Source organism: Mesorhizobium sp. BR115XR7A, assembly GCF_020165315.1.
Classification (GTDB): domain Bacteria; phylum Pseudomonadota; class Alphaproteobacteria; order Rhizobiales; family Rhizobiaceae; genus Mesorhizobium; species Mesorhizobium australicum.
Map to the genome: position 1 here is coordinate 168,051 of NZ_JAIUHW010000007.1, position 22,037 is coordinate 190,087.

The 22,037-nt window shown below is 64.3% G+C and carries 19 protein-coding genes; 4 read left to right on the forward strand and 15 right to left on the reverse strand.

Annotated elements, in window-relative coordinates:
• Nucleotides 1-12 precede the first annotated feature (12 nt).
• The 11 genes from LB557_RS16870 to LB557_RS16920 all read right to left on the reverse strand — a co-directional run bounded on the left by LB557_RS16870 (nt 13) and on the right by LB557_RS16920 (nt 10,759).
• Entirely contained in the window at nt 13-1,005 is a 993-nt protein-coding gene (locus LB557_RS16870) for a PhoH family protein (protein ID WP_031241013.1), read from the reverse strand.
• Nucleotides 1,006-1,088: 83 nt separating this feature from the next.
• Nucleotides 1,089-2,510 (reverse strand): tRNA (N6-isopentenyl adenosine(37)-C2)-methylthiotransferase MiaB, encoded by a 1,422-nt coding sequence (gene miaB / locus LB557_RS16875; protein ID WP_224641411.1) that lies wholly within the window; start codon nt 2,508-2,510, stop codon nt 1,089-1,091.
• 62 nt (nt 2,511-2,572) lie between these two features.
• Nucleotides 2,573-3,373: a lysophospholipid acyltransferase family protein gene (locus LB557_RS16880; RefSeq protein WP_015314020.1), complete on the reverse strand. Its 801-nt coding sequence runs from the start codon at nt 3,371-3,373 to the stop codon at nt 2,573-2,575.
• A 121-nt stretch (nt 3,374-3,494) separates the two neighbouring features.
• On the reverse strand, nt 3,495-3,989 hold the full coding sequence (rimI, locus tag LB557_RS16885) for a ribosomal protein S18-alanine N-acetyltransferase (RefSeq protein WP_015314021.1): 495 nt from the start codon (nt 3,987-3,989) through the stop codon (nt 3,495-3,497).
• An 82-nt stretch (nt 3,990-4,071) separates the two neighbouring features.
• Nucleotides 4,072-4,749 carry a tRNA (adenosine(37)-N6)-threonylcarbamoyltransferase complex dimerization subunit type 1 TsaB gene (gene tsaB, locus LB557_RS16890; protein WP_224641410.1) on the reverse strand — a complete coding sequence of 226 codons (678 nt, stop codon included), beginning with the start codon at nt 4,747-4,749 and terminating at the stop codon, nt 4,072-4,074.
• 107 nt (nt 4,750-4,856) lie between these two features.
• Nucleotides 4,857-5,963: a DUF1513 domain-containing protein gene (locus LB557_RS16895; protein WP_224641409.1), complete on the reverse strand. Its 1,107-nt coding sequence runs from the start codon at nt 5,961-5,963 to the stop codon at nt 4,857-4,859.
• 2 nt (nt 5,964-5,965) lie between these two features.
• Nucleotides 5,966-7,045 carry an imelysin family protein gene (locus LB557_RS16900; protein ID WP_224641408.1) on the reverse strand — a complete coding sequence of 360 codons (1,080 nt, stop codon included), beginning with the start codon at nt 7,043-7,045 and terminating at the stop codon, nt 5,966-5,968.
• Nucleotides 7,045-8,646, reverse strand: coding sequence for a di-heme oxidoredictase family protein (locus LB557_RS16905; RefSeq protein ID WP_224641407.1), 1,602 nt, complete (start codon nt 8,644-8,646; stop codon nt 7,045-7,047). Before LB557_RS16905 ends, LB557_RS16900 begins: the two co-directional genes overlap by 1 nt.
• A gap of 12 nt (nt 8,647-8,658) precedes the next feature.
• Nucleotides 8,659-9,144 carry a bacterioferritin gene (bfr, locus tag LB557_RS16910; RefSeq protein WP_015314026.1) on the reverse strand — a complete coding sequence of 162 codons (486 nt, stop codon included), beginning with the start codon at nt 9,142-9,144 and terminating at the stop codon, nt 8,659-8,661.
• Nucleotides 9,110-9,421, reverse strand: coding sequence for a (2Fe-2S)-binding protein (locus tag LB557_RS16915; RefSeq protein ID WP_140614790.1), 312 nt, complete (start codon nt 9,419-9,421; stop codon nt 9,110-9,112). The genes bfr and LB557_RS16915 overlap by 35 nt, the downstream gene beginning before the upstream one ends.
• Nucleotides 9,422-9,469: 48 nt before the next feature.
• Nucleotides 9,470-10,759: an imelysin family protein gene (locus LB557_RS16920; protein WP_224641406.1), complete on the reverse strand. Its 1,290-nt coding sequence runs from the start codon at nt 10,757-10,759 to the stop codon at nt 9,470-9,472.
• Nucleotides 10,760-11,191: 432 nt separating this feature from the next.
• On the opposite strand from LB557_RS16920, the gene LB557_RS16925 reads away from it, so the two are divergent.
• On the forward strand, nt 11,192-12,445 hold the full coding sequence (locus tag LB557_RS16925; RefSeq protein ID WP_140714058.1) for an NAD(P)/FAD-dependent oxidoreductase: 1,254 nt from the start codon (nt 11,192-11,194) through the stop codon (nt 12,443-12,445).
• Between the two features lie 112 nt (nt 12,446-12,557).
• Here the strand turns inward: LB557_RS16925 and LB557_RS16930 are convergent, their stop codons facing one another.
• Nucleotides 12,558-13,835 carry a 4-aminobutyrate--2-oxoglutarate transaminase gene (locus LB557_RS16930; protein WP_224641405.1) on the reverse strand — a complete coding sequence of 426 codons (1,278 nt, stop codon included), beginning with the start codon at nt 13,833-13,835 and terminating at the stop codon, nt 12,558-12,560.
• Between the two features lie 227 nt (nt 13,836-14,062).
• Between LB557_RS16930 and LB557_RS16935 the strand changes: the two genes are divergently transcribed.
• Genes LB557_RS16935 through LB557_RS16945 form a run of 3 tightly spaced genes read left to right on the forward strand, consistent with a single transcriptional unit; the run spans nt 14,063 to nt 19,352 of the window.
• Nucleotides 14,063-15,199: an efflux RND transporter periplasmic adaptor subunit gene (locus LB557_RS16935; protein ID WP_224641404.1), complete on the forward strand. Its 1,137-nt coding sequence runs from the start codon at nt 14,063-14,065 to the stop codon at nt 15,197-15,199.
• The gene (locus LB557_RS16940) at nt 15,196-16,266 is read left to right on the forward strand and encodes an efflux RND transporter periplasmic adaptor subunit (protein ID WP_224641403.1); all 1,071 of its coding nucleotides are present in this window, start codon (nt 15,196-15,198) and stop codon (nt 16,264-16,266) included. The genes LB557_RS16935 and LB557_RS16940 overlap by 4 nt, the downstream gene beginning before the upstream one ends.
• Complete coding sequence (locus LB557_RS16945) at nt 16,263-19,352, forward strand: efflux RND transporter permease subunit (RefSeq protein WP_224641401.1); 3,090 nt, start codon at nt 16,263-16,265, stop codon at nt 19,350-19,352. Before LB557_RS16940 ends, LB557_RS16945 begins: the two co-directional genes overlap by 4 nt.
• Nucleotides 19,353-19,392: 40 nt before the next feature.
• Here the strand turns inward: LB557_RS16945 and LB557_RS16950 are convergent, their stop codons facing one another.
• From LB557_RS16950 to nikC, 3 genes are read right to left on the reverse strand one after another with little or no spacing between them, the layout of a single operon-like run.
• Nucleotides 19,393-20,154: an ABC transporter ATP-binding protein gene (locus LB557_RS16950; RefSeq protein ID WP_140614794.1), complete on the reverse strand. Its 762-nt coding sequence runs from the start codon at nt 20,152-20,154 to the stop codon at nt 19,393-19,395.
• Nucleotides 20,151-21,014 (reverse strand): ABC transporter ATP-binding protein, encoded by an 864-nt coding sequence (locus LB557_RS16955; protein ID WP_140660629.1) that lies wholly within the window; start codon nt 21,012-21,014, stop codon nt 20,151-20,153. Before LB557_RS16955 ends, LB557_RS16950 begins: the two co-directional genes overlap by 4 nt.
• Nucleotides 21,011-21,937 carry a nickel transporter permease gene (nikC, locus tag LB557_RS16960; RefSeq protein ID WP_140660628.1) on the reverse strand — a complete coding sequence of 309 codons (927 nt, stop codon included), beginning with the start codon at nt 21,935-21,937 and terminating at the stop codon, nt 21,011-21,013. Before nikC ends, LB557_RS16955 begins: the two co-directional genes overlap by 4 nt.
• Nucleotides 21,938-22,037: the final 100 nt, after the last annotated feature.

Genomic DNA, 22,037 nt, shown 5'->3' on the forward strand with positions numbered 1-22,037 from the left:
GCGTCGTCAAGATCAATTCTCGGCACCGAGGCCACGAGCCAGCTTGGCGTCGCGGTCATAGGCCCTGACGATTTCCGCCACCAGCGGATGGCGGACGACGTCGACATCGTTGAAGCGCACGGTTACCGCGCCTGCCACACCGTCGAGGACACGCAAGGCTTCGACCAGGCCCGACTTGGTGCTCGGAGGAAGGTCGATCTGTGTCGGATCGCCAGTGACGATCATGCGCGAGTTCTCGCCGAGACGGGTGAGAAACATCTTCATCTGCATCGGCGTGGTGTTCTGAGCCTCGTCGAGAATGACGGCGGCGTGCGCCAGCGTGCGGCCGCGCATGAAGGCGAGCGGCGCGATTTCGATTACTTCGGCGGCAATGGCGCGCTCGACCTTGTCGGCCGGCATCATGTCGTAGAGCGCGTCATAGAGCGGCCGCAGATAGGGATCGACCTTCTCCTTCATGTCGCCCGGCAGGAAGCCCAGCCGTTCGCCGGCCTCGACAGCCGGTCGCGATAAAATGATGCGCTCGACCATGCCGCGTTCGAGAAGCATCGCCGCATGCGCCACCGCCAGATAGGTCTTGCCGGTGCCGGCCGGACCGATGCCGAACACCAGTTCCGACCGCTCCAGCGCGCGCATATAGGCGTCCTGGTTCAGGGAGCGGGCATAGATGGTCTTCTTGCGGGTGGCGATCTGGGCGGCGGAGACCTTGCCCTTGCGCTCCAATGTCGGCAGCGTGAGCTGGTCGTCGGCGGCGATAGCCATGCGCACGGCCCCGTCGACATCGGACTGGCTGATATCGACGCCCTTCTGCAGGATGCCGTAGAGATTGTCCAAGGCGCGGCGCGCCTGTTCGGCGGCCGAAGCGGATCCCTTGATGGTCAGCTGGTTGCCGCGCGAGCGTATGTCGACGCCGAGCTTCTGCTCAAGCCGGGCCAGGTTTTCGTCGAACTGGCCGTAAAGGGCGCTGGCAAGCTTGTTGTTGTCGAAAGTCAAAACGATGTGCGCCATGTCAGAAGCCCCGGATGCCGGTACCGGGGGCAGATTCTTCAGCTCCGCTGCGCTCAACCGTCTCTCCTCATCTGCCGAGACCATCAGGCCAATTCGGCGAACAGGCTGTTGTAGCCCGTCTTCGTGATTCGCACCTTGATAATGTCACCGATTTCGCCGGCGTTTTCATCAACAATAACTGGCTGCAGCCAAGGCGAGCGGCCGACCTTCTGGCCGGCCTGACGACCGGGCTTCTCGATCAGCGTATCTATGGTGCTGCCGATCAAACTCAAGCCGAAATCCTGCTGTTGTTTCAACAGCAGTGCCTGCAGGCGCTGCAAGCGGTCGTCCTTGACCGCTTCCGGCACGTGGTCGGACATCTCGGCGCCGGGCGTACCGGGACGCGGCGAATATTTGAACGAGAAGGCCGAGGCATAGTTCACCTGGCGCACCAGATCCATGGTCGCCTCGAAATCGGCCTCCGTCTCACCGGGGAAACCAACGATGAAATCGCCCGACAGCGCGATATCGGGGCGGGCGGCGCGGATGCGGTCGAGCAGCGCCAGATAGTCCTTGGCCGTATGCCTGCGGTTCATCGCCTTCAGAATGCGATCCGACCCGGATTGCACCGGCAGGTGCAGATAAGGCATCAGGGCGGCCAAGTCGCGGTGTGCGGCGATCAATTCGTCGTCCATGTCGCGCGGATGGCTGGTGGTGTAGCGCAGCCGCGCCAGGCCGGGGATTTCGGCCAGCCGGAACAGCAGACGGCCAAGACCCCATTCCGCGGTCTTGCCCCCTTTGGTCTCGCCCTGGCCATGCCACGCGTTGACGTTCTGGCCGAGCAGCGTCACCTCGCGCACCCCGGCCTCGGCCAAGCGCTCGGCCTCGGCGACGATCTGCGCCACCGGCCGCGACACTTCCGAGCCTCTCGTATAGGGCACGACGCAGAAGGTGCAGAACTTGTCGCAGCCTTCCTGGACGGTGAGGAAGGCGGTGACGCCGCGCTTGATCACCTCGGCACGCTTGGGCTGCGGCAGATGCTCGAACTTGTCCTCGATGGCGTACTCGGTTTCGACGATCTTTTCGCCGCCGCGAACACGCGCCAGCACGTCGGGCAGACGGTGATAGGTCTGCGGACCGATGACCAGGTCGACGGCCGGCGAACGCCGGATGATCTCGGCGCCCTCGGCTTGCGCCACGCAGCCGGCAACACCGATCAGCATCTCGCGGCCAGCGCTGGCCCGCTCGGCCTTCATGTCGCGGATGCGGCCAAGTTCGGAATAGACCTTTTCGGCGGCTTTTTCCCTGATATGGCAGGTGTTGAGCAGCACCAGATCGGCCTCGCCGATGGCATCGGTCGCCGTATAGCCGTCAGCGACCAGTGCGTCGGTCATGCGCTGTGAATCATAGACGTTCATCTGGCAGCCATAGGTCTTGACGAAGACCTTCTTGGCTGCCGTGGCGTTCGCCGCCGGCTGTCCGGCCACAGTGCCGATGTCGTCGCTCTCAATCGTGTTCAAGTCCATCCGGCGGCTTCTAACGCCTTTCCGTGACAAAAAACAGACGATTCTGCCTTGGGCCGCTGGGTTCAGCGGCTCGGGAGCGGATCGGTGAGGGCCGCCTGCATCATCTCGCGCACCCGGCCTTCCATCAGCTTGGCCGTTTCCTTGCGGTTGGAACCCTTGGCAAAGGCGATCGGTTCGCCGAAATGCACCTCGACGTCGAGCGCGCCCTCGGCCATCAGCACCTTGAGATGCGGCATCAGGTCCTCATCGCCGATCCAGGCTGCGATCGGGCGGTGGCGGCGGCCGAGCGGTACGCCGTGCAGGCGCGTATAGGCGATCGCAACGGGCTGGATGAAGACCTGCTCGGCCGCGCCTTCGGAAATGGCCATCGAGGCGGCGCCGAACAGGGTGCTTTTGAAGGGCAGGACGACATTGCCGTCACCGGTCGAGCCCTCGGCGAACAGCACCATGGCATCGCCCTTGGCCATGCGTCTGGCGATCTCGCTGGCCTGATCGCCAGACGAACGCTTGCGTTCGCGCTCGATGAAAACAGTGCGCTGCAGTTTTGACAGCATGCCGATCAGCGGCCAGCCTTCCATGTCGGCTCGGGCGATGAATTTCACATCGGCAAAGGAGCCCAGCACCATGATGTCGGTCCAGGAGATGTGGTTCGAGGCAACCAGCAAGGGGCGTTTGTCGGACAGTGCCCCCCTGACATGGATACGCATGCCGAGCGCCCGGATGATCAGCCGGTGCCAGATTTTGAGGATGAAGGTTTCCGGCCACCAACCGGTCTTCATCGACAGGATCTGCAGCGGCACGAAAACCAGCGACCCAGCGACGACGAGGCCCAGCGCCAGGAAAATCCTGATTTTCTTGATCATCGCCCTACCATTACAGCGCCGCGCGTCCTCTTGGACGCGCAAAGGACGCTGTAACACCTTAATTCTGGCGCATGATCCTCTCCGAAATCGGATTCGATTTTCGGGATCATGCGGTCCCTGGCTAGCGAAGATCGCGGCGCATGACAAGCGCCCCAGTCGGCCCCCGATCGGGCGACTTGTAGTAATCCGGACGCTTGCCGACTTCCCGAAAACCCAACCGACGATAGAGAGCGATCGCCGCGGCATTGGTCTCATCGACCTCGAGGAACAAGGCTTCGGCGCGCTGCGAATGCAATTCGCGCAGCACTGCGTCCATCAACTGCCAGCCCAGGCCCTGGCGACGATGCGACCGTGCCACCGCGACGGTCAGGATTTCACCCTCGCCCGCGGCCAGCCGGGCGAGGACGAAGCCGACAGGCGGCTTGGCGCCCTGCCCGGTTTCGCGCGCGGCATAACCGAACACGGTGTCCTGTTCGAGCAAGGCGGCGAACTCACCATCGGTCCAGGGGCGGACAAAATCCTCGCGGTGCAGCAGCGAGACCGCGGCGCTGTCAGTGATCCTGAGCGGCTCGAGCGCGTAGTCGCGGCGACGTGGTTGAAGAAAAGGTATGCGCATCAATTCTCGTTTTCTCGTCTGACCATGGTCTCCGGGCGAACGGGACCGTTTGTCCGCGAAAACCGGCTTCCACTTTTCGGGATCATGGTCTCTGCCTCGAAAGTATAAACCCGGCCTGCGGCTTGGCATCGGCACCGCGCAGATAAAGCGGCTTCGGCCTTTCGCCCTGCCCCTTTGCGGCAGCCAGCCGGGCGTAGGTGAGAATGTCGGCGGTGGCCATCCGAGGCCCGATGTCGAAGGTGCGGCCGGCCGCGTCAGCGATCAGCGTCGCTGCCGTGCCGGCGAGCACCGCGGAACGTTCCGACGCCATCGTCACCGCATCCGCAAGCGTGGCCACGGCCGGACCGTAAGTCAACACTGACATTTCATCGTACAGTGCGGCATGGATTTCCTCGCGGCCGGCATCAAGCGCCGCCAGCACGGCGCGGCCAGGAAAGGCACTGGCCGCCTCGGCGGCCAGTGCCTCGAGGGTCGTCACCCCGATTGCCGGCAGCTTGAGCGCCAGCGCCAGGCCACGCGCCGTCGACACGCCGACGCGCAGGCCGGTGAAGGAACCCGGACCGACAGAGACGGCAATGGCGCCAAGTCCGGCGTAGTCGGTCGCGCCGGTCTTCAACGCGTCAGCGATGACGGCCATCAGGTGCTCGGCATGACCCTTGCCCAGATCAAGCACCGAGCGGCCAAGCTCCAGCCCAGCCGCCGCGTCGTAGACGCAGGCGGCGCAGAGGCTGGCGGCACAGTCGATGGCGAGAACTTTCATGAAACGACCGGTTCGAGAAACAATTCCCTGTGCCCGCCATGGCGCGCAACCGCAAGTGTGTAGTGCATAATTTGTTAAGCGGCTTCGGTTTGGCCCGGCAGAAGAGCTTATGCCGCCGGCCCTATGCGCAGCATGTGATTGTCCCAGACATAGTCCGGTTCCGTCCGCGTGGCACCACCGCCCTCGATGATCTCGCCGGCGCCCGTGGTGGCCATGAAACCTGCCCCGTCGGGCGCCACGCCGCAGACCTCGACCAGCGCGCTGGAGGAGACGATCCGGCCGCTGCTCGCATCGATCACGACAAGCGAATTGCCTTCCGGCGAGGAGACGGCGACGGTGCCGGCACCAGGATTGGCGGCGACCGAGCCGATATAATTGCGGAAACCGGACAGCACATCCGGCGGCATGTCGAGCAATGCCAATTCCTTGCCCCGCGCGGCGCGACCGACCAGAAGCGGACGATCGGTGCCGGAGCCCCTGTATTGGCAGCCGAACCAGACGGTGCCTGTCTGGTCGGTATCCATGTGACGGATCGACAATTGGTGCAGGGCGGCCGGCAGTTCATGCTTTTCGATCAGGTCACCGGTGGCGCGGTCGATCAGCACATAGGAAGGTTTCATGGTGGCAATGTTGAGCTCGGCGCGTCCATAGTCTGGGTGGGTCTCGATGCCGCCATTGGCGACCGCGATCGTCTTGCCATCGCGCAGCAGAAGAAGTTCGTGCGGGCCCATGCCGTAGGTCGGGAATTCGCCGACGCGATTGAATTTCGCCCGCGCGTCATAGACGCCGACCACGCCAGCGGCGTTGTCGAAGTCGTTTTCGGTGGCGTAGAGCAGAGAGCCGTCGGGCGAAAAGACACCATGACCGAAGAAGTGCCGGCCTGCGATGCTGGCGATGGTCCGCGGGGCGTCGCGCCCGGCGTGATCGAATACGACGGCGAAGGTGCCGGGCTGGCGGGCGAAAACCACCGAACGCTTCGAGATCGGATCGAAGGTGACGTCATGACCGCGATCGGGCAGGTCAACCGTATGCAGCACCTTGCCGGCCTCGGACAGGACGGCGGCACCAAAACTGCCGTCGCGCTTGACGAAGGCGGTGGCGAACACGGCATCCGCCGCGAGCGTATTTGCCCAGGCCGAGGGCGTCACGGCGGCGGCAAAGCCAATGCCGGCGGCCCTCAAGAAATCGCGGCGGTCGATGAGCAATCCCTTCATGCTCAGTCTCCATCCAGCGACGAGAAGCCGGCGGTCAGGCCGAATTCGGCGGTCAGCCTGGTGCCGATCAGGGTCGACAGGCTGGAGGTGATCAGGGCGAGATGCTCGAGTTTTTCGCGCAGCGCCGGATCGGCGAGCGCCTTGTCGATCGGGCCCTGGACGGCCTTGGCGGTCGCAACGCCGTTGAGCAGCTGGATGTGGATCGACTCTGCCATCCAGCGCGCATCCGGCGGCAGCGCGTTGCCGAGCTTCGACACCTGGAACAGCGCATCGATGCCGGCCAGATTTCCGGCCAGCGCGTTGGCGGTGTTCTGCGAACGCCAGTAGATCGCCTGTTTTGGCTTGTCGGCCTCGGGCTTGGCGCCCAGAAAACCCTTCAGGCGCACATCGCGGACCATTTCCAGTTCGTTGATCAAGACGCCGACCAGTTCGGTCACCGCCTCGTTACCATCGCGATAGAGCGTGTTTTGCGGCCCCGGATTGGCCCACAGTGCCGCGAATCCATCTGGTTTGTCCCAGGCAGCGCTGACGTCCGCGGCGATGGTTTCGATGTTGCCGGCGACAGCCGCCCCGTAAGCGCAGCGATAGGATTCAGCCTTGCCCGTCAAGCCGTCGGCGCCGTCGCCGTAGAGCACGAATTCCAGCGCCCCGAGCCCCTGCATGGCAACGCTCTTGCCGGCAAGCTGGACAGGATCGGTGGCAGCGGGATCCTTGTCCGACAACGCCGCCTGCACCTGCTTCAGACCGATGCTCTTGCGATCCGGCCAGAACAGCATGCGTTCCAGCCTGTTGTTCTCCTTGATCGGCCCGAAACCGATGATCTCGGCCGATGACCAGGCGTAGACGGTAGCCGAGAACGCGGCTCGCGCCGCTTCTAGGTCCGCTTGCGAGGGCGCCCCGCAAAGCTTGTGCATGGCTTTGGCGAGGGCTTCCGCATGCTGGTGCAGGTCCTCATATGCCGGGCGGACAAAGCCGTCGATCGCGCGCTGGATGACATCAGAGGCTTTCACCGCGGCCGATGCGGGCAACGCGCCCAGCAGAACCAGCGGAAGAACGAGAACCAGCGCGAAACGCTTCGCCATTAAAGTGACCCCAGGAATTTGACCAATGCATCGCGCTCGGTGGCGCTGGTGGCGGCAAAGCGGTCGCGCGCCTTCTGCGCCTCGCCGCCATGCCACAGGATGGCCTCGACCAAAGTGCGCGCACGACCATCGTGCAGATAGAAGGAATTGCCGTTGACCATTTCGGTGAGGCCGATGCCCCATAGCGGCGGCGTGCGCCACTCATTGCCGGTCGCATCGCCCACAGCCTGGCCGTCGGCAAGATCCGGCCCCATGTCGTGCAGCAGGAAATCGGAATAAGGCCAGATCAACTGGAACGCCTGCGGCTTGTCAGGTGCATCGCGACGGGTAACGAATTTCGACGTGTGACAGGCAACGCAGCCGATTTCATAAAAGACCTTCTTGCCGGCGAGCACCTCAGGCGAGGCGAGGTCGCGTCGCGCCGGCACCGCCAGGTTGCGCGAATAGAAGGTGACGAGATCCATCACCGGCGCCGGCGCCTCGACCGGGCCGAGGCGCGCCTGCACGCCGTTGGGCATGGCGAGGCACTTTTCCTGCGCGGCGGTGCAATCGCCCCAGTGTTTCGGCGCCTCCGGCGTCGAGATGCCGATATCGCCGGCAAAGGCATCGGCGGCCTGCTGGCGGATCGACGCGGTCTGCGCCTTCCAGCCGAAACGGCCAAGCGTCAGCTCGCCGCTCAGGCCATCACGCACGATGTTGGGCTTGCCGGAAATACCATCGCCATCCCTGTCGTCAGGGTCGGCACGGGCCAGAATGTCGGCCGGCGCGATCTGTTCGATGAGGCCGAGGCCGATCATCGGCGGCGTCAGGCGCGGCGACAGCGTGGTGCGCGGATCGAGCGGCCCGTAGCCGAGATCATCGATCGTATAGGCGGGTTTGCGCAGTAAAACCGCGGTGCCGTCCGGCAGTTCCACCTTCCGTTCCCGATAGTCGACACGCATCCTGCCCTCACCCCTGAGACCAGGCACGGCCAGTTGCTGCAATTGCGTGCCATAGACCGGGTCTGGAAGGTTGAGCAGCCTATAGTCGGCGAGCGCCGCCTTTTCTTCCGCGCTGCTGGCATCGCGCGCCAGCCGCAGGAACATCGAGGTGGTGCCAACATCGGCTTGCGGCGGCCGTCCGCGTCCATCCTTCAGATGGCAGTTCTGGCAGGCCCGTTCGTTGAACAAGGGTCCGAGCCCATCCGATGCCTGCGTCGAGGACGGCGATGAGACCCAGTTCTTGCGGAAAAGCGCATTGCCGAGCTTGAAGGTGCCTTCTTCCTCGAAGCTGATGTTGGCCGAAGATTGCGAGAAGGAAGCACGGCTGATGTCTTTCCGCGAGGTACCTGCGCCACCTTGCATCAGTTCGAAAGGCTCGGGCTTGGAAAAATCCGTGGTCGGCCTGGTAATGGCTGTGACGCGCACCTGATCCTTGGCATTAAGGTCGGTGCGCGTGGTGGCGAGACCGGCGGGTAGAAGGTCGCCGGCGATGGCAGAAGTGGTCAGCGCCAGCATCAGAATAATGCCGTGCCGACCAGCCGATATGGCTGGCATTTTCCGGAGGCGCGGCGGGCCCTTGGCCCGCCGCAAGCGGCGCAGGACGTCTAAGAGGCGCCGCATTCCCGCATATCCTTAGTCTGCCTCGTCCGCCGGTGCGGCGTTGAGCTGGCCGTACTTTTCCTCACCGATCGAGGCCAGCAGGTCGAGCTGCGTCTCGAGGAAGTCGATATGGCTTTCCTCGTCGGCGAGCAGTTCCTCGAACAGTTTCATCGTCACGTAGTCGCCCGCTTCCTCGCAGATTTCGCGCGAGCGCTTATAGGCAGTGCGCGCGTCATATTCACCGGCCAAGTCGGATTCGAGCACTTCCTTGACGTTCTGGCCGATGCGCAGCGGCGCCACGGACTGCAGGTTGGGATGGCCTTCAAGGAAGATGATGCGGGCGACGAGCTTATCGGCGTGGTGCATCTCCTCGATCGATTCCGCCCGCTCCTTCTTGGCCAGCTTGGCGTATCCCCAATCCTCGAGCAGGCGGAAATGCACCCAATACTGGTTGACGGCGCCGAGCTCCAGAAAGAGAGCCTCGTTAAGCCGCTCGATGATCTGTGGTTCGCCTTTCATGGGTCCTGCTCCCGTATTGGACGCGCAGGCCTCTGACGCGATCCAGATGTGAAACGATGTCCACGCCGCTTGCCTGCGAGCGGGCGTGGTAGTTCTCGGTGACCCGAATGATCGTTTCGACCACATTTGGGAAGCAGCCGCAACAGCGACCCCGTTTGTGCATGGCGTGATAGACCTTTGCCGGCACGATGAGCTGCCAGGGATCCTGGTCCAGCAGGCCGATGATCGTCTGCTCGATCTCCTTCTCGGTGATGATGTTGCAATGGCAGATCAGCATTTCGTCGCTCTGGCTGACGGCGCTCCGATGCGCCGTTTGGCTGGGGGCTTACTTGAACACTTTGTCGGGCGCGTCGAGACTGTCGGAGCCTTCGAAGGCGATGTTGTTGAGCTTCAAGGCGCCGACGGCGCGTTCGATCGACTTGGTCTGGTCGATCAATGCGTCGATTGCCGCCTGCACGGTGGCATTGCCCGCCGTATTGCCCTCGGCGATCTGCTGGTCGTAGGCCTCGCCGGCCAATGCCCGTGCCTTGATGGCTTCCATCTTGGCGACCGAAACATCGAGCTTGTCGGACAGTTCCTTGTCGATTGCCGGATCCGCTGCCTTGACCATGTCGTGCACCGAGGGACCCGAAACGACGGTACCATCCAGCCTTGTGTAGCTGGCGTGATAGGCGGCGCGAATGCCGACTGCATCATAGAGATGAGAATTGTAGGTGTTGTCGGAGAAGCAGTCATGCTCCTCTTCGGGATCGTGCAGCAGCAGGCCGAGCTTCATGCGCTCGCCGGCCAGTTCGCCGTAGGAGAGCGAGCCCATGCCGGTGAAGATGATCGAGATCGCGGTGTTCGGCTCGCCATCGACGAGGTTCTTGCGCGCGGCGCCGTCTTCCTTCCAGTCATTGACCATCTTCTGCAGGTCGGAGACCAGAAGGTCAGTTGCCGATTTCAGGTACTGTGCGCGGCGGTCGCAATTGCCGCCGGTGCAGTTCTTGAAGTCGTAATCCGTATAGGGACGCTCGCCGGCGCCTGGATCGGTGCCATGCAGATCCTGGCCCCAGAGCAGGAACTCGATGGCGTGATAGCCGGTAGCGACGTTGGCCTCGATACCGCCGGCTTGCTGCAAGGTCCCGGAGAGGAATTCCGGCGAAAGCGTCGAGGCGTCGATCTTCTTGCCGTTGATTTCGATCTCCTTGTTGGCGATCACATTGGCGGTGTAGAGAGAATTCGCGTCCGATTCCGTGCCGTAGCTCTTGGCGACATAGTCGATCAGGCCTTCGTCCAGCGGCCAGGAATTCACCTCGCCCTCCCAGTCGTCGACGACCTTGTTGCCGAAGCGATAGACCTCGGTCTGCTGGTAGGGCACGCGCGCCGCCTTCCAGGCGTCGCGGGCGGCATTGAGCGTTTCCGCCGACGGGTTGGCCAGCAGCACGTCGACCGCCTTGTCCAGCGTCCGCGCCGTGGTTAGCGAATCCTCGTACTTGGCAAGCGCGATGTCGGAATAGGTCTTGATCACCGCCTTCGCATCGGTTTGCGCCTTTGCAGGCAGCACGAACACCGCCGCCGTCAGCAGCGCCGTGGCGCCGATCGCCACAAGCCTGCCGCCATATCGTGCCGTCATTATCGCTCTCCAGTTTCTCGGGAATTCCGCAAACGGCGCGCGCGGCAACCAGCACCAGGCCGTGTGCATGCCACCGGCCGCAAGATATGCCGCGCTGCCGCGCGGCTCAGGGAAGAAAGACACCAAAATGCCTCCAATCGAACGGGTTCAAGGCCCAGACATCAAAGGGATGCGCCAATGCGCAAGCTTCCTTAAAACTTCGCGCTCGATGGAGTCAACGGAAATTACTGAAAAACCCAATCGAAACAACAGTTTAGAATTATTCTAAACTACAACTGTCAACTTTACGCGTTCCCTTGCACCGACTTTGCGGCCGAACTGTACGATTGACAGTCGCCATCCCGGGTGCGACCCGCAGACATTCTCTTGCGGCGGTGCCAGGCAATTGCCGCTTGGCGAGACGTCCTAGGATCGAATCGGGATCGGAATGCGATGAAGAACGGCGTGGTCATTGTCGGTGCGGGTCATGCAGGCGTGCAGGCAGCCGCCAGTCTGCGCGAGGATGGTTATGACGGGCCGGTGATCCTGGTCGGCGACGAGAACGAACTGCCCTATCACAAGCCGCCGCTGTCGAAGACCTTCATCAAGGATGCCACGGCCAAGCCGCAGCCCTTGCGCGGCGAAGCCTTCTACACCGGCAGCGCCATCGACTACCGGCCGGGCATCCGGATCGAGCGCATCGATACCGGCCGCGGCAGTCTCGACATTGCCGGCGGTGGCGCACTTGCCTTCGACCATCTGATCCTGGCGACCGGATCGCGCCCGCGTGCCTTGCCATTACCCGGCGCGGAGCTGTTCGGCGTGGTGTCGCTGCGCTCGCTGGCCGATGCCCGGCTGATCCGGGACTTGAGCGCGCACAGCGAAGATGTCGTTATTCTCGGCGGCGGCTTCATCGGACTGGAAATCGCCGCGACGCTTCGGGCGGCGGGCCGCACCGTCACCGTTGTCGAGGCGGTCGACCGGCTGCTTGGCCGCGCCGTGGCGCCGGTGGTGGCTAGCCATGTCCGGCAAAGGCTGGAAGCGACAGGCGTGCGCATCCTCACCGGCACCTCGATTGCAAGGCTCGAAGGCGAAGACGGCCATGTCACCGCCGCGATCACCACCTCAGGCGAAAGGCTGCCGGCGCGCATGGTCGTGGTGGGCATCGGTGCCGTGCCGAATGTCGAACTGGCGCAGGAAGCCGGCCTCACCATCGCCAACGGCATCCGCGTCGATCACCAGATGCGCAGCTCGGTACCGGATATCCTCGCCATCGGCGACGCCGCCTCGTACCGGCACTGGTTCACCGGCGGCGACGTGCGGCTGGAATCGGTGCAAAACGCCACCGACCAGGCGCGGCTCGCCGCGCGCACCATATCAGGCCACGCCGACGCTTATTCGGCGGTGCCATGGTTCTGGTCCGACATTGGCGACATGAAATTGCAGATGGTCGGGCTGACATCAGGCGGCGACAGCCATGTCGTGCTCGGTGACCTGCCCGACAACAAGTTCTCGATCTACCACTACGCGGGAGACCGGCTGCTCGGCATCGAGTCCGTCAATCGCCCCGGCGACCACATGCTTGGCCGCAAGATGCTCGGTGCCGGCTTCTCGCCGACACCGCAAACGGTAGCCACGGGTCCCGAAGGGCTGAAGGCGGCTCTGGCTGCCTTTCAGCAGGATGAGCTGGCAAGAGCTGCGGGATAGCCGCCCTCCCCTTGTGGGAGGGTCGCTGCGAAGCAGCGGCGGGGTGGGTCGGCGCCAAGCCCCCCACCCGGACCTGCGGTCCGACCTCCCCACGAGGGGGAGGTAACGTGGTTCAGGCGGCGCAGACTTCGCGGAGCGAGCTTTCCAGAATGTCGAGCGCTTCGTTCATGACCTCGTCTTGGATGGTGATCGGCGCCAGGAAGCGGATGACGTTGCCGTAGACGCCGCAGGTCAACAGGATCAGACCCTTGTCGAGAGCCTTCAGGCGGATCGCGTTGGCGATCTCGGCCGACGGCAGGCCCTTCTTGACGTCGTTGAACTCAACCGCGTTCATGAAGCCCAGACCCCTGATGTCGACGATCTCGGGCACGTCGTCACGGATCGACTGCAGACGCTGCTTCAGCCGCGCACCCAGCGTGTTGGCGCGGTCGCAGAGCTTTTCGTCCTCGATGACATCCAGGACGGCGTGTGCCGCGGCGACGCCGATCGGGCTGCCGCCATAGGTGCCGCCGAGCCCGCCGGGGCTGGGCGCATCCATGATCTCGGCGCGGCCGGTGACCGCCGCAAGCGGGAAGCCGCCGGCCAGGCTCTTGGCCATCGTGGTGATGTCGGCCGCCACCTCGTGATGGTCCATGGCGAACATCCTGCCGGTGCGGGCAAAGCCGGTCTGCACTTCGTCGGCGATGAGCAGCATGCCGTGCTGGTCGCACAGCTTGCGCAGCGCCGTCAGGAGTTCACGCGGCGCGTCGTAGAAGCCGCCCTCGCCCTGAACCGGCTCGATGATGATCGCGGCGACGCGGGCCGGATCGACATCCGCCTTGAACAGCTTGTCAAGTGCCGCCAGCGAATCGGCGACCGAGACGCCATGCAGTTGCACGGGGAACGGCACGTGGTAGACGTCGCCCGGCATGGCGCCGAAGCCAACCTTGTAGGGCACGACCTTGCCGGTCAGCGCCATGCCCATGAAGGTGCGGCCGTGGAAGCCGCCGCCGAAGGCGATGACGGCCTGGCGGCCGGTGGCGTTGCGAGCGATCTTGATGGCATTCTCCACCGCCTCGGCGCCGGTGGTGACGAAGATCGTCTTCTTCTCGAACTTGCCGGGCAGCATGGCGTTCAGCCGTTCGGCCAGCCGCACATAGCTCTCGTAAGGCACGACCTGGTGGCAGGTGTGGGTGAAGCGGTCGAGTTGCGCCTTGACCGCCTCGATCACCCTGGGATGGCGATGGCCGGTGTTGACGACGGCGATGCCCGAGGAGAAGTCGATATAGCGGCGGCCCTCGACATCCCAGATTTCCGAATTCTCGGCCCGGTCGGCGTAGATTTGCGTGGTCATGCCGACGCCGCGCGAGATCGACTGGTTCTTGCGTTCGGAAATGGCGGAGTTCTTCATCATATCCCTCATCGGGCCGACGCCCGTTCTGTTTGATCCGTTGAGTTCCCTTCTGGCCTTATTTCAGGTTTTCCTCAAGCCGGCACCATCGCCGGGTCGATTGGGCCTGACTTAACCAGTCCGGCGATACGTCTACGAGACCGGTTTCCTTTTTTTCGGGATCGACTATCCTCCTGACTATCCGCGAGGGACCGCGATCAGCGACCGGCGCGCGGCCGAGGGGAGCCATGAGCAGGAACGTGACATCGTCCGTCTCGCCGCCATCCGCCAAAACTCCCAGCCTTTTGTCGTTTCCAGCCGCTTCAATTCTCGCCTGCACGGCCCTGGCGCTGCTCGCCGGTTGCCAGAAGCAGGAGGCGGCGGAAAAGAAGCTGCCGGTCATGGTGCGCACCGAAACGGTGGCGATGGCCGACTATGCGCCGAGAACCTCGCTGACCGGGGTGATCGCGGCGCGCACGCTGAACAATCTTTCGTTCCGGGTTGGCGGACGCGTCGCCGAGCGGCTTGTCGATGTCGGCCAGCATGTCGATCAGGGGACAGTGCTTGCCCGCATCGATCCGCAGGAGCAGGAATCCGATCTGCGATCGGCGCAGGCCGATCTCGATGCCGCGCAGGCGCAATTGACCCAGGCCGCGGCCACTTTCGAGCGGCAAAAGACGCTGCTTGCCCAGGGTTTCACCACCAGGCGCGATTACGACGCGGCCGACCAGGCACTGAAGGTGGCGCAAGGCAGCGTCGATGCCGCGCAGAGCGCACTCGCCAATGCCCGGCAGAACCTGTCTTTCACCGAACTCAAGGCCGGTGCCGCCGGCGTGATCACCGCCCGCCAGGTCGAAGCCGGCCAGGTGGTGCAGGCGGCGCAGACCGTCTTCACCGTTGCCGAGGACGGCGACCGCGACGCCGTGTTCAACGTGCAGGAAACGCTGGTCGCCAGGACACCGGCCTCGCCGGCGGTGACGATCACGCTGTTATCCGATCCGCAGGTCAGAGCAACGGGCAAGGTGCGCGAGATCTCGCCGGCGGTCGACCCGGCTTCGGGCTCGATAAGGGTCAAGGTAGCCATTCCCGAGACGCCCGCCGGCATGCCGCTTGGGGCGGCCGTCATCGGCTCGGTCGGCGCCAAGCCGGCGAAGGCGATCCTGTTGCCCTGGCAGGCCCTGACATCCAGCGCCGGCAAGCCGGCGGTCTGGATCGTCGATCCCGCGACCAAGGCAGTCGCGACGACGCCGGTCGAGGTGCTGGCGTTCGATTCGGGTACCGTCGTCATTGCCAAGGGACTTAACGAAGGCCAGAGCGTCGTTACATCAGGCGGGCAATTGCTCAGCCCCGGCCAGACAGTCGAAATATCGGGAGCGGCGCAATGAAGCGGCTCCTGCTTGGCCTTGCCGCGCTTGGCACGCTCGCAGCCTGTTCGAAATCGGAGGAAAAACCGCCGGAGATCGTCCGGCCGGTGCTGTCGGTCGTGGTCGAGCCGCGCACCACCCAGATCTTCGGTTTCGCCGGCTCGGTCGAACCGCAGGTCAGTGCCGATCTTGCCTTCCGACTGCTCGGTCGCGTCGTCTCGCGCGACGTCAAGGTCGGCGACATCGTCAGCAAGGGCACGACGATCGCGGCACTCGACCCGACCGCGCTGGAGCTGGCCGTCCAGGCGGCCAGGGCCGAACTCTCCAATGCGCAGGCGCAGTTCGCCAATGCCGCGGCCAGCGAGGAGCGCCAGCGCCAGTTGCTCACCTCGGCCAATACGTCGCAGTCCGTCTTCGATGCCGCGCAGCAGGCACGCAAAGCCGCGGAAGCCAGCGTCGAGCGGGCCAAGGCTTCGCTGGCCAAGTCCCAGGAGCAGCTCGGCTACGCCAGGCTGTTCTCGGATTTCGACGGCGTCGTCACCGCCGTCGGCGCGGAGGTCGGCCAAACCGTCTCACCGGGCCAGACGGTCGTCACCGTGGCACGCTCGGACCCGCGTGAAGCGGTTGTCGATATTCCCGACCAGTTGACCAGCGATCTCTCGGCCGGCACGCCCTTCCAGGTCATCTTGCAGTCGCTGCCGACAATCCAGACAGAGGCCAAGCTGCGCGAGATCGCGCCCCAGTCCGAGGGCTCGACCCGCACCCGGCGCGTCAAGCTGACGCTCACCGACCCGCCCCAAGCCTTTAGGCTCGGTTCGACGGTAACCGCGACGCGGATGACCAAGGTCGTACCAACGATCGAACTGCCCATCTCGGCGCTGCTCGAAAAAAACGGTTCTGAAAAAGTGTGGATCGTCGATCCAAAGACGTCGAGCGTGAGCGCGCGCGATATCAAGGTCGCTTCGAAGTCTGGAGGCACCTTCATCGTGGCGGACGGGCTCGAAGCCGGCATGCGCGTCGTCACCGCCGGCGTTCACAGCCTCGTCGACGGCCAGAAGGTCAAAGTCCCCGCGGGAGGGGCCTCATGAAGGGCTTCAACCTCTCCGACTGGGCGCTCAACCACCGCTCGCTGGTCTGGTATTTCATGCTGGTCTTCGTGGTGGCCGGCGTATTTTCCTATCTTAATCTCGGCCGCGAGGAAGACCCCAACTTCACCATCAAGACCATGATCATCCAGGCCAACTGGCCGGGTGCCTCGGTCAAGGAGACGGTGCAGCAGGTGACCGATCGCATCGAGAAAAAGCTCGAGGAGCTCGACAGTCTCGACTTCACCAGATCCGTCACCACCGCCGGCCAGACCGTCATCTTCGTCAACCTGAAGGACACCACCAAGGCGCGCGAAGTCGTGCCGAACTGGCTTCAGGTGCGCAACATGGTCAACGACATCAAGGCGCAATTTCCGCAAGGCGTGCAGGGACCGTTCTTCAACGACCGCTTCGGCGATGTCTACGGCAACATCTATGCCTTCACGTCAGACGGGCTGACGCCACGCCAGTTGCGCGACTATGTGGAGGATGTCAGGACCAAGATCCTGACCGTGCCCAATGCCGGCAAGGTCGATCTGGTCGGCGCGCAGGACGAGGCCATCTATCTCGAATTCTCGACGCGCCAGATAGCGGCGCTTGGCCTCAACCAGCAGCAAATCGTCGCCAGCCTGCAGGCCCAGAATGCGATCACCCCGTCCGGCGTCATCCAGTCCGGGCCGGAGCGCATCAGCGTGCGCGTCGGCGGCCAGTTCACCTCCGAGGAGAGCCTGCGCGCGATCAACCTGCGCGTCAACGATCGGTTCTTCCGGCTGAGCGACGTGGCGACGATCACGCGCGGTTATGCCGACCCGCCGACGGCCTTGTTCCGCTTCAACGGCCAGAACGCGATCGGGCTTGCCATCGGCATGAAGCCCAACGCCAATCTGCTCAAATTCGGCGAGGCGCTGCATGAGGAGATGAACAAGGTGCTGGCCGACCTGCCGGTCGGCGTCGGCGTGCATCTGGTAGCCGACCAGCCCGTCATCGTCGAGGAGGCGGTCTCAGGGTTCACGCGTGCGCTGTTCGAGGCGGTGGCGATCGTGCTTGCCGTCTCGTTCATCAGCCTTGGCATGCGCGCCGGCTTCGTGGTGGCGCTGTCGATCCCGCTGGTGCTGGCCATCACCTTCACGGTCATGGAGTATCTGGGGATATCGCTGCAGCGCATTTCGCTCGGCGCTCTGATCATCGCGCTCGGGCTGCTGGTCGACGACGCGATGATCGCGGTCGAAATGATGGTGGCGCGGCTGGAGGTCGGCGACAGCCTGCGCAAGGCGGCGACCTATGTCTACACCTCGACCGCCTTCCCGATGCTGACCGGCACGCTGGTGACGGTCGCGGGCTTCATCCCGATCGGGCTCAACTCGAGTGCTGCCGGCGAATACACCTTCACCTTATTCGTCGTCATCGCGGTGTCGCTGCTGGTGTCATGGATCGTGGCGGTGCTGTTCGCGCCGCTGCTCGGCGTGACCATCCTGCCGGCGACGATGAAGACCAAGCATCATGACCAGCCAGGACGCTTCACGTCGCTGTTCCGGCGCGTCCTTGTCGGCTCGGTGCGCCATCACTGGCTGACGATCATCGTGACCGTGCTTCTGTTCGCCGCCTCGATCGCCGGCTTCGGCCTGGTGCAGCAGCAGTTCTTCCCACCTTCCGACCGGCCGGAGCTGATCGTCGATTGGAACCTGCCACAGAACTCCTCGATTACCGAGACGCGCGACCAGATGGAGCGCTTCGAACAGCGGGCGCTGGTTGGCAATCCCGACATCGATCATTTTTCGTCCTATATCGGTCAGGGCGCCGTGCGCTTCGTGCTGGCCTATGACGTGCAGCCGGCCAATCCCTATTTCGGCCAGACGGTGATCGTCACCAAGAGCATCGAGGCGCGCAACCGGGTGAAGCCGGCGCTGGAGAAGCTGCTGCGCGCGGAGTTTGTCGGCACCGACGCTTTTGTCAAGCCGCTTGAACTCGGACCGCCGGTCGGGCGGCCTGTGCAGTACCGCGTCGGCGGCCCCGACATCCAGACGGTGCGAGAACTGGCGCAGCAATTCGCCGGCGTGATCTCGGTCAATCCGAAACTCGCGGCGCCGACTTTCGACTGGAACGAACCGCAGCGTGTGCTGAGGGTCGACGTGCTGCAGGACAAGGCGCGCCAACTCGGCATCACCTCGTCCGACATCGCCAGCACACTGAACAGCACGGTGGGCGGCGCGACGATCACGCAGGTGCGTGACGCGACGTACCTGATCAACGTCGTGGCTCGCTCGCGCGAGGCCGAACGCGGCTCGATCGAGACGCTGCAAAACATCCAATTGCCGACCGGAAATGGCGAGGCGATCCCACTCGCCGCGGTGGCCAATTTTCGCTACGATCTGGAGCAGCCCACCGTGTGGCGACGCGACCGCATCCCGACCATCACCGTGCGCGCCGGCTTGGTCGGCGACGTGCTGCCGGCGACCGTCGTCAACGAGTTGAAACCGTCGGTCGACGCCTTTATCGCCAAGCTGCCGGCCGGCTATTCGGTCGAGACCGCCGGCTCCGTCGAGGAAAGCGCCAAGAGCCAGGGGCCGATCGCGGCCGTGGTGCCGCTGATGCTGTTCGTCATGGCGACCATCCTGATGGTGCAGTTGCAGAGCTTCCAGCGCCTGTTCCTGGTGGTGGCGGTGGCGCCGCTCGGGCTGATCGGCGTGGTCGCGGCCCTGGTGCCGAGCGGAGCGCCGCTCGGCTTCGTCGCCATTCTCGGCGTCTTGGCGCTGATCGGCATCCTGATCCGCAACTCGGTCATCCTGATCGTGCAGATCGAGGATCTTGTGGCCGAGGGCAGGGATCGCTGGGCCGCGGTCATCGAGGCAACGGAGCACCGCATGCGGCCGATCGCGCTGACGGCGGCCGCGGCCAGCCTGGCGCTGATCCCGATCGCGCGCGAAGTGTTCTGGGGGCCGATGGCGTATGCGATGATGGGCGGCATCATAGCGGGTACCGCGATCACGCTCTTGTTCCTGCCGGCGCTTTATGTGACGTGGTTCAGGATCAAGGAGCCGAAGCGGGAACAGGGCGGCGAAGTAGACCTCGCCGCTGTTGCGGAAACTTAAGGCGAGGTCGAGCTCCTTGGCGTGAAGCGGAGAACTATCGTCAGATCTGCTCGGGAGCCGTCCTCACAAACCCGTCGCTGGCCCGCAACAGGTTGCGCGTATAATCCTTCGTCACACGGCGTTCGACGAGATCGTTGGCCACCAGATTCTCCACCGCCTCGCCGCCCTGCATCACCATCAGCCGCTCGCACATATGGGTGATGATGGCGAGGTCGTGGCTGACCATCAGGAAGGTCAGCTTGCGCCGCCGGCGGACTTCCTCCAGCAGGTTGAGGACTTCCGCCTGCACCGAGGCGTCGAGGGCCGAGGTCGGCTCGTCGAGCAGCAGGATCGAGGGCTCGAGGATAAGCGCGCGCGCGATCGCCACGCGCTGGCGCTGACCGCCGGAAAGCTGGTGCGCGTAACGGAAACGAAAGCCGTTGCCGAGGCCGACCTCGTCGAGCGCGCGTTCGATCCGCTTTTCGCCATCGGCAAAACCATGGATGGCGAGCGGCTCCTGCAGCAGGCGGTCGACGGTCTGGCGCGGGTGCAGCGAGCCGTAAGGATCCTGAAAGACCATCTGCACTTCGCGGTAAAAGGCCTTGTCGCGGCGCGCGCCGAGCGTCTTGCCATTGACTGTGATGCTGCCCGAGGCGACCGGCGCGAGGCCGGCTATGGCCCGCAGCAATGTCGATTTGCCCGAGCCGGATTCGCCGACCAGGCCGAAGGATTCGCCCTGCTGCACGTCGAGGCTGACGCCCTTCAGCGCGCGAAAACGGTCGAAGATCACCTCCAGCCTGTCGACGGCAATCGCAGAAGTCATGCCGCCCACTCCGGCTTGCGGTCGAGCACCGGCAGCGGGTGACGGTCGGCGCCGATTTTTGGCATGCAGTTGAGCAGCCCGCGCGTGTAGGGATGCTGGGCCTGGCTCAATTCCGACGCCTTGAGCTGCTCGACGACCTTGCCGGCATACATGACGATGACGCGGTCGCAGAAGGACGAGACCAGGCGCAGATCGTGCGAAATGAAGATCAGCCCCATGCCGCGCTCCGCGACCAGCCTGTCGAGGATGCCGAGCACGTCGAGCTGCACCGTGACGTCGAGCGCCGAGGTCGGCTCGTCGGCGATCATCATTTCCGGTCCGGCGATCAGCATCATGGCGATCATGGCGCGCTGGCCCATGCCGCCCGACACTTCGTGTGGATGCAGGTCGAAAACGCGTTTGGGATCGCGGATCTGCACCGCCTCGAGCATGGCCAGCGCGCGCTCGCGCGCCTCGGCCTTGCCGACCTTTTCGTGGGTGCGCAGCGTCTCGACGATCTGGCGGCCGATGCTCATCACCGGATCGAGCGAATATTTCGGGTCCTGCAGGATCATGGCGATGCGGTTGCCCCGCAGCGCCCGACGTTGGCGCGGCGAGATGCCGAGCAGGTCGATGCCGTCGAAAGTCAATTTATTGGCCGATATCCGGGCCTGCGGCGGTGTCAGGCCCATGATGGCGCGGCCCGTCTGCGACTTGCCGGAACCGGACTCGCCGACGATGCCGAGGCGTTCGCGGCCAAGCGAAAAGGAAACGCCGCGCACCGCCTCGATCATGCCGGTGCGGGTCGGAAAGGTGACGCGCAGATCCTCGACGTCGAGAAGCGTGCTCTTGGATCGCTGCTGATCAGGGGGGCCACTCATTGGTCACCGCTGCGGGGATCGAGTGCGTCGCGCAGGCCGTCGCCAAGCAGGTTGAAGCCGAGGCTGACGATGAGGATGGCGAAGCCCGGCGCACCAGCCACCCACCATTGGTCGAGGATGAAGCGGCGACCCGAAGCGATCATGGTGCCCCATTCCGGCAGCGGCGGCTGCGCGCCAAGGCCGAGGAAGCCGAGGCCCGCGGCCGTCAGGATGATGCCCGCCATGTCGAGCGTCACGCGGACGATCAGCGAGGAGATGCACAATGGCATGATGTGGCGAAGCACGATACGGAAAGGCGAGGCGCCCATCAATTGCACGGCCTTGATGTAGTCCGAGTTGCGCACGGTGAGCGTCTCGGCGCGGGCGATGCGCGCATAGGGCGGCCAGGAGGTGATGGCGATCGCCAGCACGGCGTTCTCGATGCCGGGGCCAAGGGCGGCGACGAAGGCCAGCGCCAGCACCAGCTTGGGGAAGGCAAGGAAGATGTCGGTGATGCGCATCAGTATGGCATCGGTCCAGCCGCCGGCATAGCCGGCGACGGTGCCGACCAGGAGACCGATGGGAGCGGCGATGATGGCGACCAGGACGACGACATAAAGCGTCCAGCGGGAGCCGTAGAGGATGCGCGAATAGATGTCGCGGCCGAGGTCGTCGGTGCCGAACCAGTGCTGCGCACTCGGCGCCAGCAGCCGCGCGTTCTTCAGGTCACCGAAGGTCGGCGAATACGGCGCCAGCACACCGGCAAGGACGGCGACGAGCAGCAGCGCGATGATGATCAGCAGGCCGACAAAGGCCAGCCGGTTGGCGGAAAAGCGCCGCCACGCAACATAGGCGCGGCCGAGCCTCGCCTGCAAGCGCGATGCCGGCCGCTCCGACAGCAACCATTCGCGACGGGAGAAGGTGCGGGCGTCGGAGGCGGTCATGACGATGCCTCTTTAAGCTGTCGACCCCCACTCCGGTTTGCTTCGCAGACCACCTCTCCCCCGTTCGACGGGGGAGAGGAAAGGCGCCAAGCGTGCGACC

Coding starts and splice junctions, on each gene's coding strand:
- LB557_RS16870 (WP_031241013.1), bottom strand. CDS start 1,005: ATGGCGCACATCGTTTTGACTTTCGACAACAACAAGCTTGCCAGCGCC.
- miaB (WP_224641411.1), bottom strand. CDS start 2,510: ATGGACTTGAACACGATTGAGAGCGACGACATCGGCACTGTGGCCGGA.
- LB557_RS16880 (WP_015314020.1), bottom strand. CDS start 3,373: ATGATCAAGAAAATCAGGATTTTCCTGGCGCTGGGCCTCGTCGTCGCT.
- rimI (WP_015314021.1), bottom strand. CDS start 3,989: ATGCGCATACCTTTTCTTCAACCACGTCGCCGCGACTACGCGCTCGAG.
- tsaB (WP_224641410.1), bottom strand. CDS start 4,749: ATGAAAGTTCTCGCCATCGACTGTGCCGCCAGCCTCTGCGCCGCCTGC.
- LB557_RS16895 (WP_224641409.1), bottom strand. CDS start 5,963: ATGAAGGGATTGCTCATCGACCGCCGCGATTTCTTGAGGGCCGCCGGC.
- LB557_RS16900 (WP_224641408.1), bottom strand. CDS start 7,045: ATGGCGAAGCGTTTCGCGCTGGTTCTCGTTCTTCCGCTGGTTCTGCTG.
- LB557_RS16905 (WP_224641407.1), bottom strand. CDS start 8,646: ATGCGGCGCCTCTTAGACGTCCTGCGCCGCTTGCGGCGGGCCAAGGGC.
- bfr (WP_015314026.1), bottom strand. CDS start 9,144: ATGAAAGGCGAACCACAGATCATCGAGCGGCTTAACGAGGCTCTCTTT.
- LB557_RS16915 (WP_140614790.1), bottom strand. CDS start 9,421: ATGCTGATCTGCCATTGCAACATCATCACCGAGAAGGAGATCGAGCAG.
- LB557_RS16920 (WP_224641406.1), bottom strand. CDS start 10,759: ATGACGGCACGATATGGCGGCAGGCTTGTGGCGATCGGCGCCACGGCG.
- LB557_RS16925 (WP_140714058.1), top strand. CDS start 11,192: ATGAAGAACGGCGTGGTCATTGTCGGTGCGGGTCATGCAGGCGTGCAG.
- LB557_RS16930 (WP_224641405.1), bottom strand. CDS start 13,835: ATGAAGAACTCCGCCATTTCCGAACGCAAGAACCAGTCGATCTCGCGC.
- LB557_RS16935 (WP_224641404.1), top strand. CDS start 14,063: ATGAGCAGGAACGTGACATCGTCCGTCTCGCCGCCATCCGCCAAAACT.
- LB557_RS16940 (WP_224641403.1), top strand. CDS start 15,196: ATGAAGCGGCTCCTGCTTGGCCTTGCCGCGCTTGGCACGCTCGCAGCC.
- LB557_RS16945 (WP_224641401.1), top strand. CDS start 16,263: ATGAAGGGCTTCAACCTCTCCGACTGGGCGCTCAACCACCGCTCGCTG.
- LB557_RS16950 (WP_140614794.1), bottom strand. CDS start 20,154: ATGACTTCTGCGATTGCCGTCGACAGGCTGGAGGTGATCTTCGACCGT.
- LB557_RS16955 (WP_140660629.1), bottom strand. CDS start 21,014: ATGAGTGGCCCCCCTGATCAGCAGCGATCCAAGAGCACGCTTCTCGAC.
- nikC (WP_140660628.1), bottom strand. CDS start 21,937: ATGACCGCCTCCGACGCCCGCACCTTCTCCCGTCGCGAATGGTTGCTG.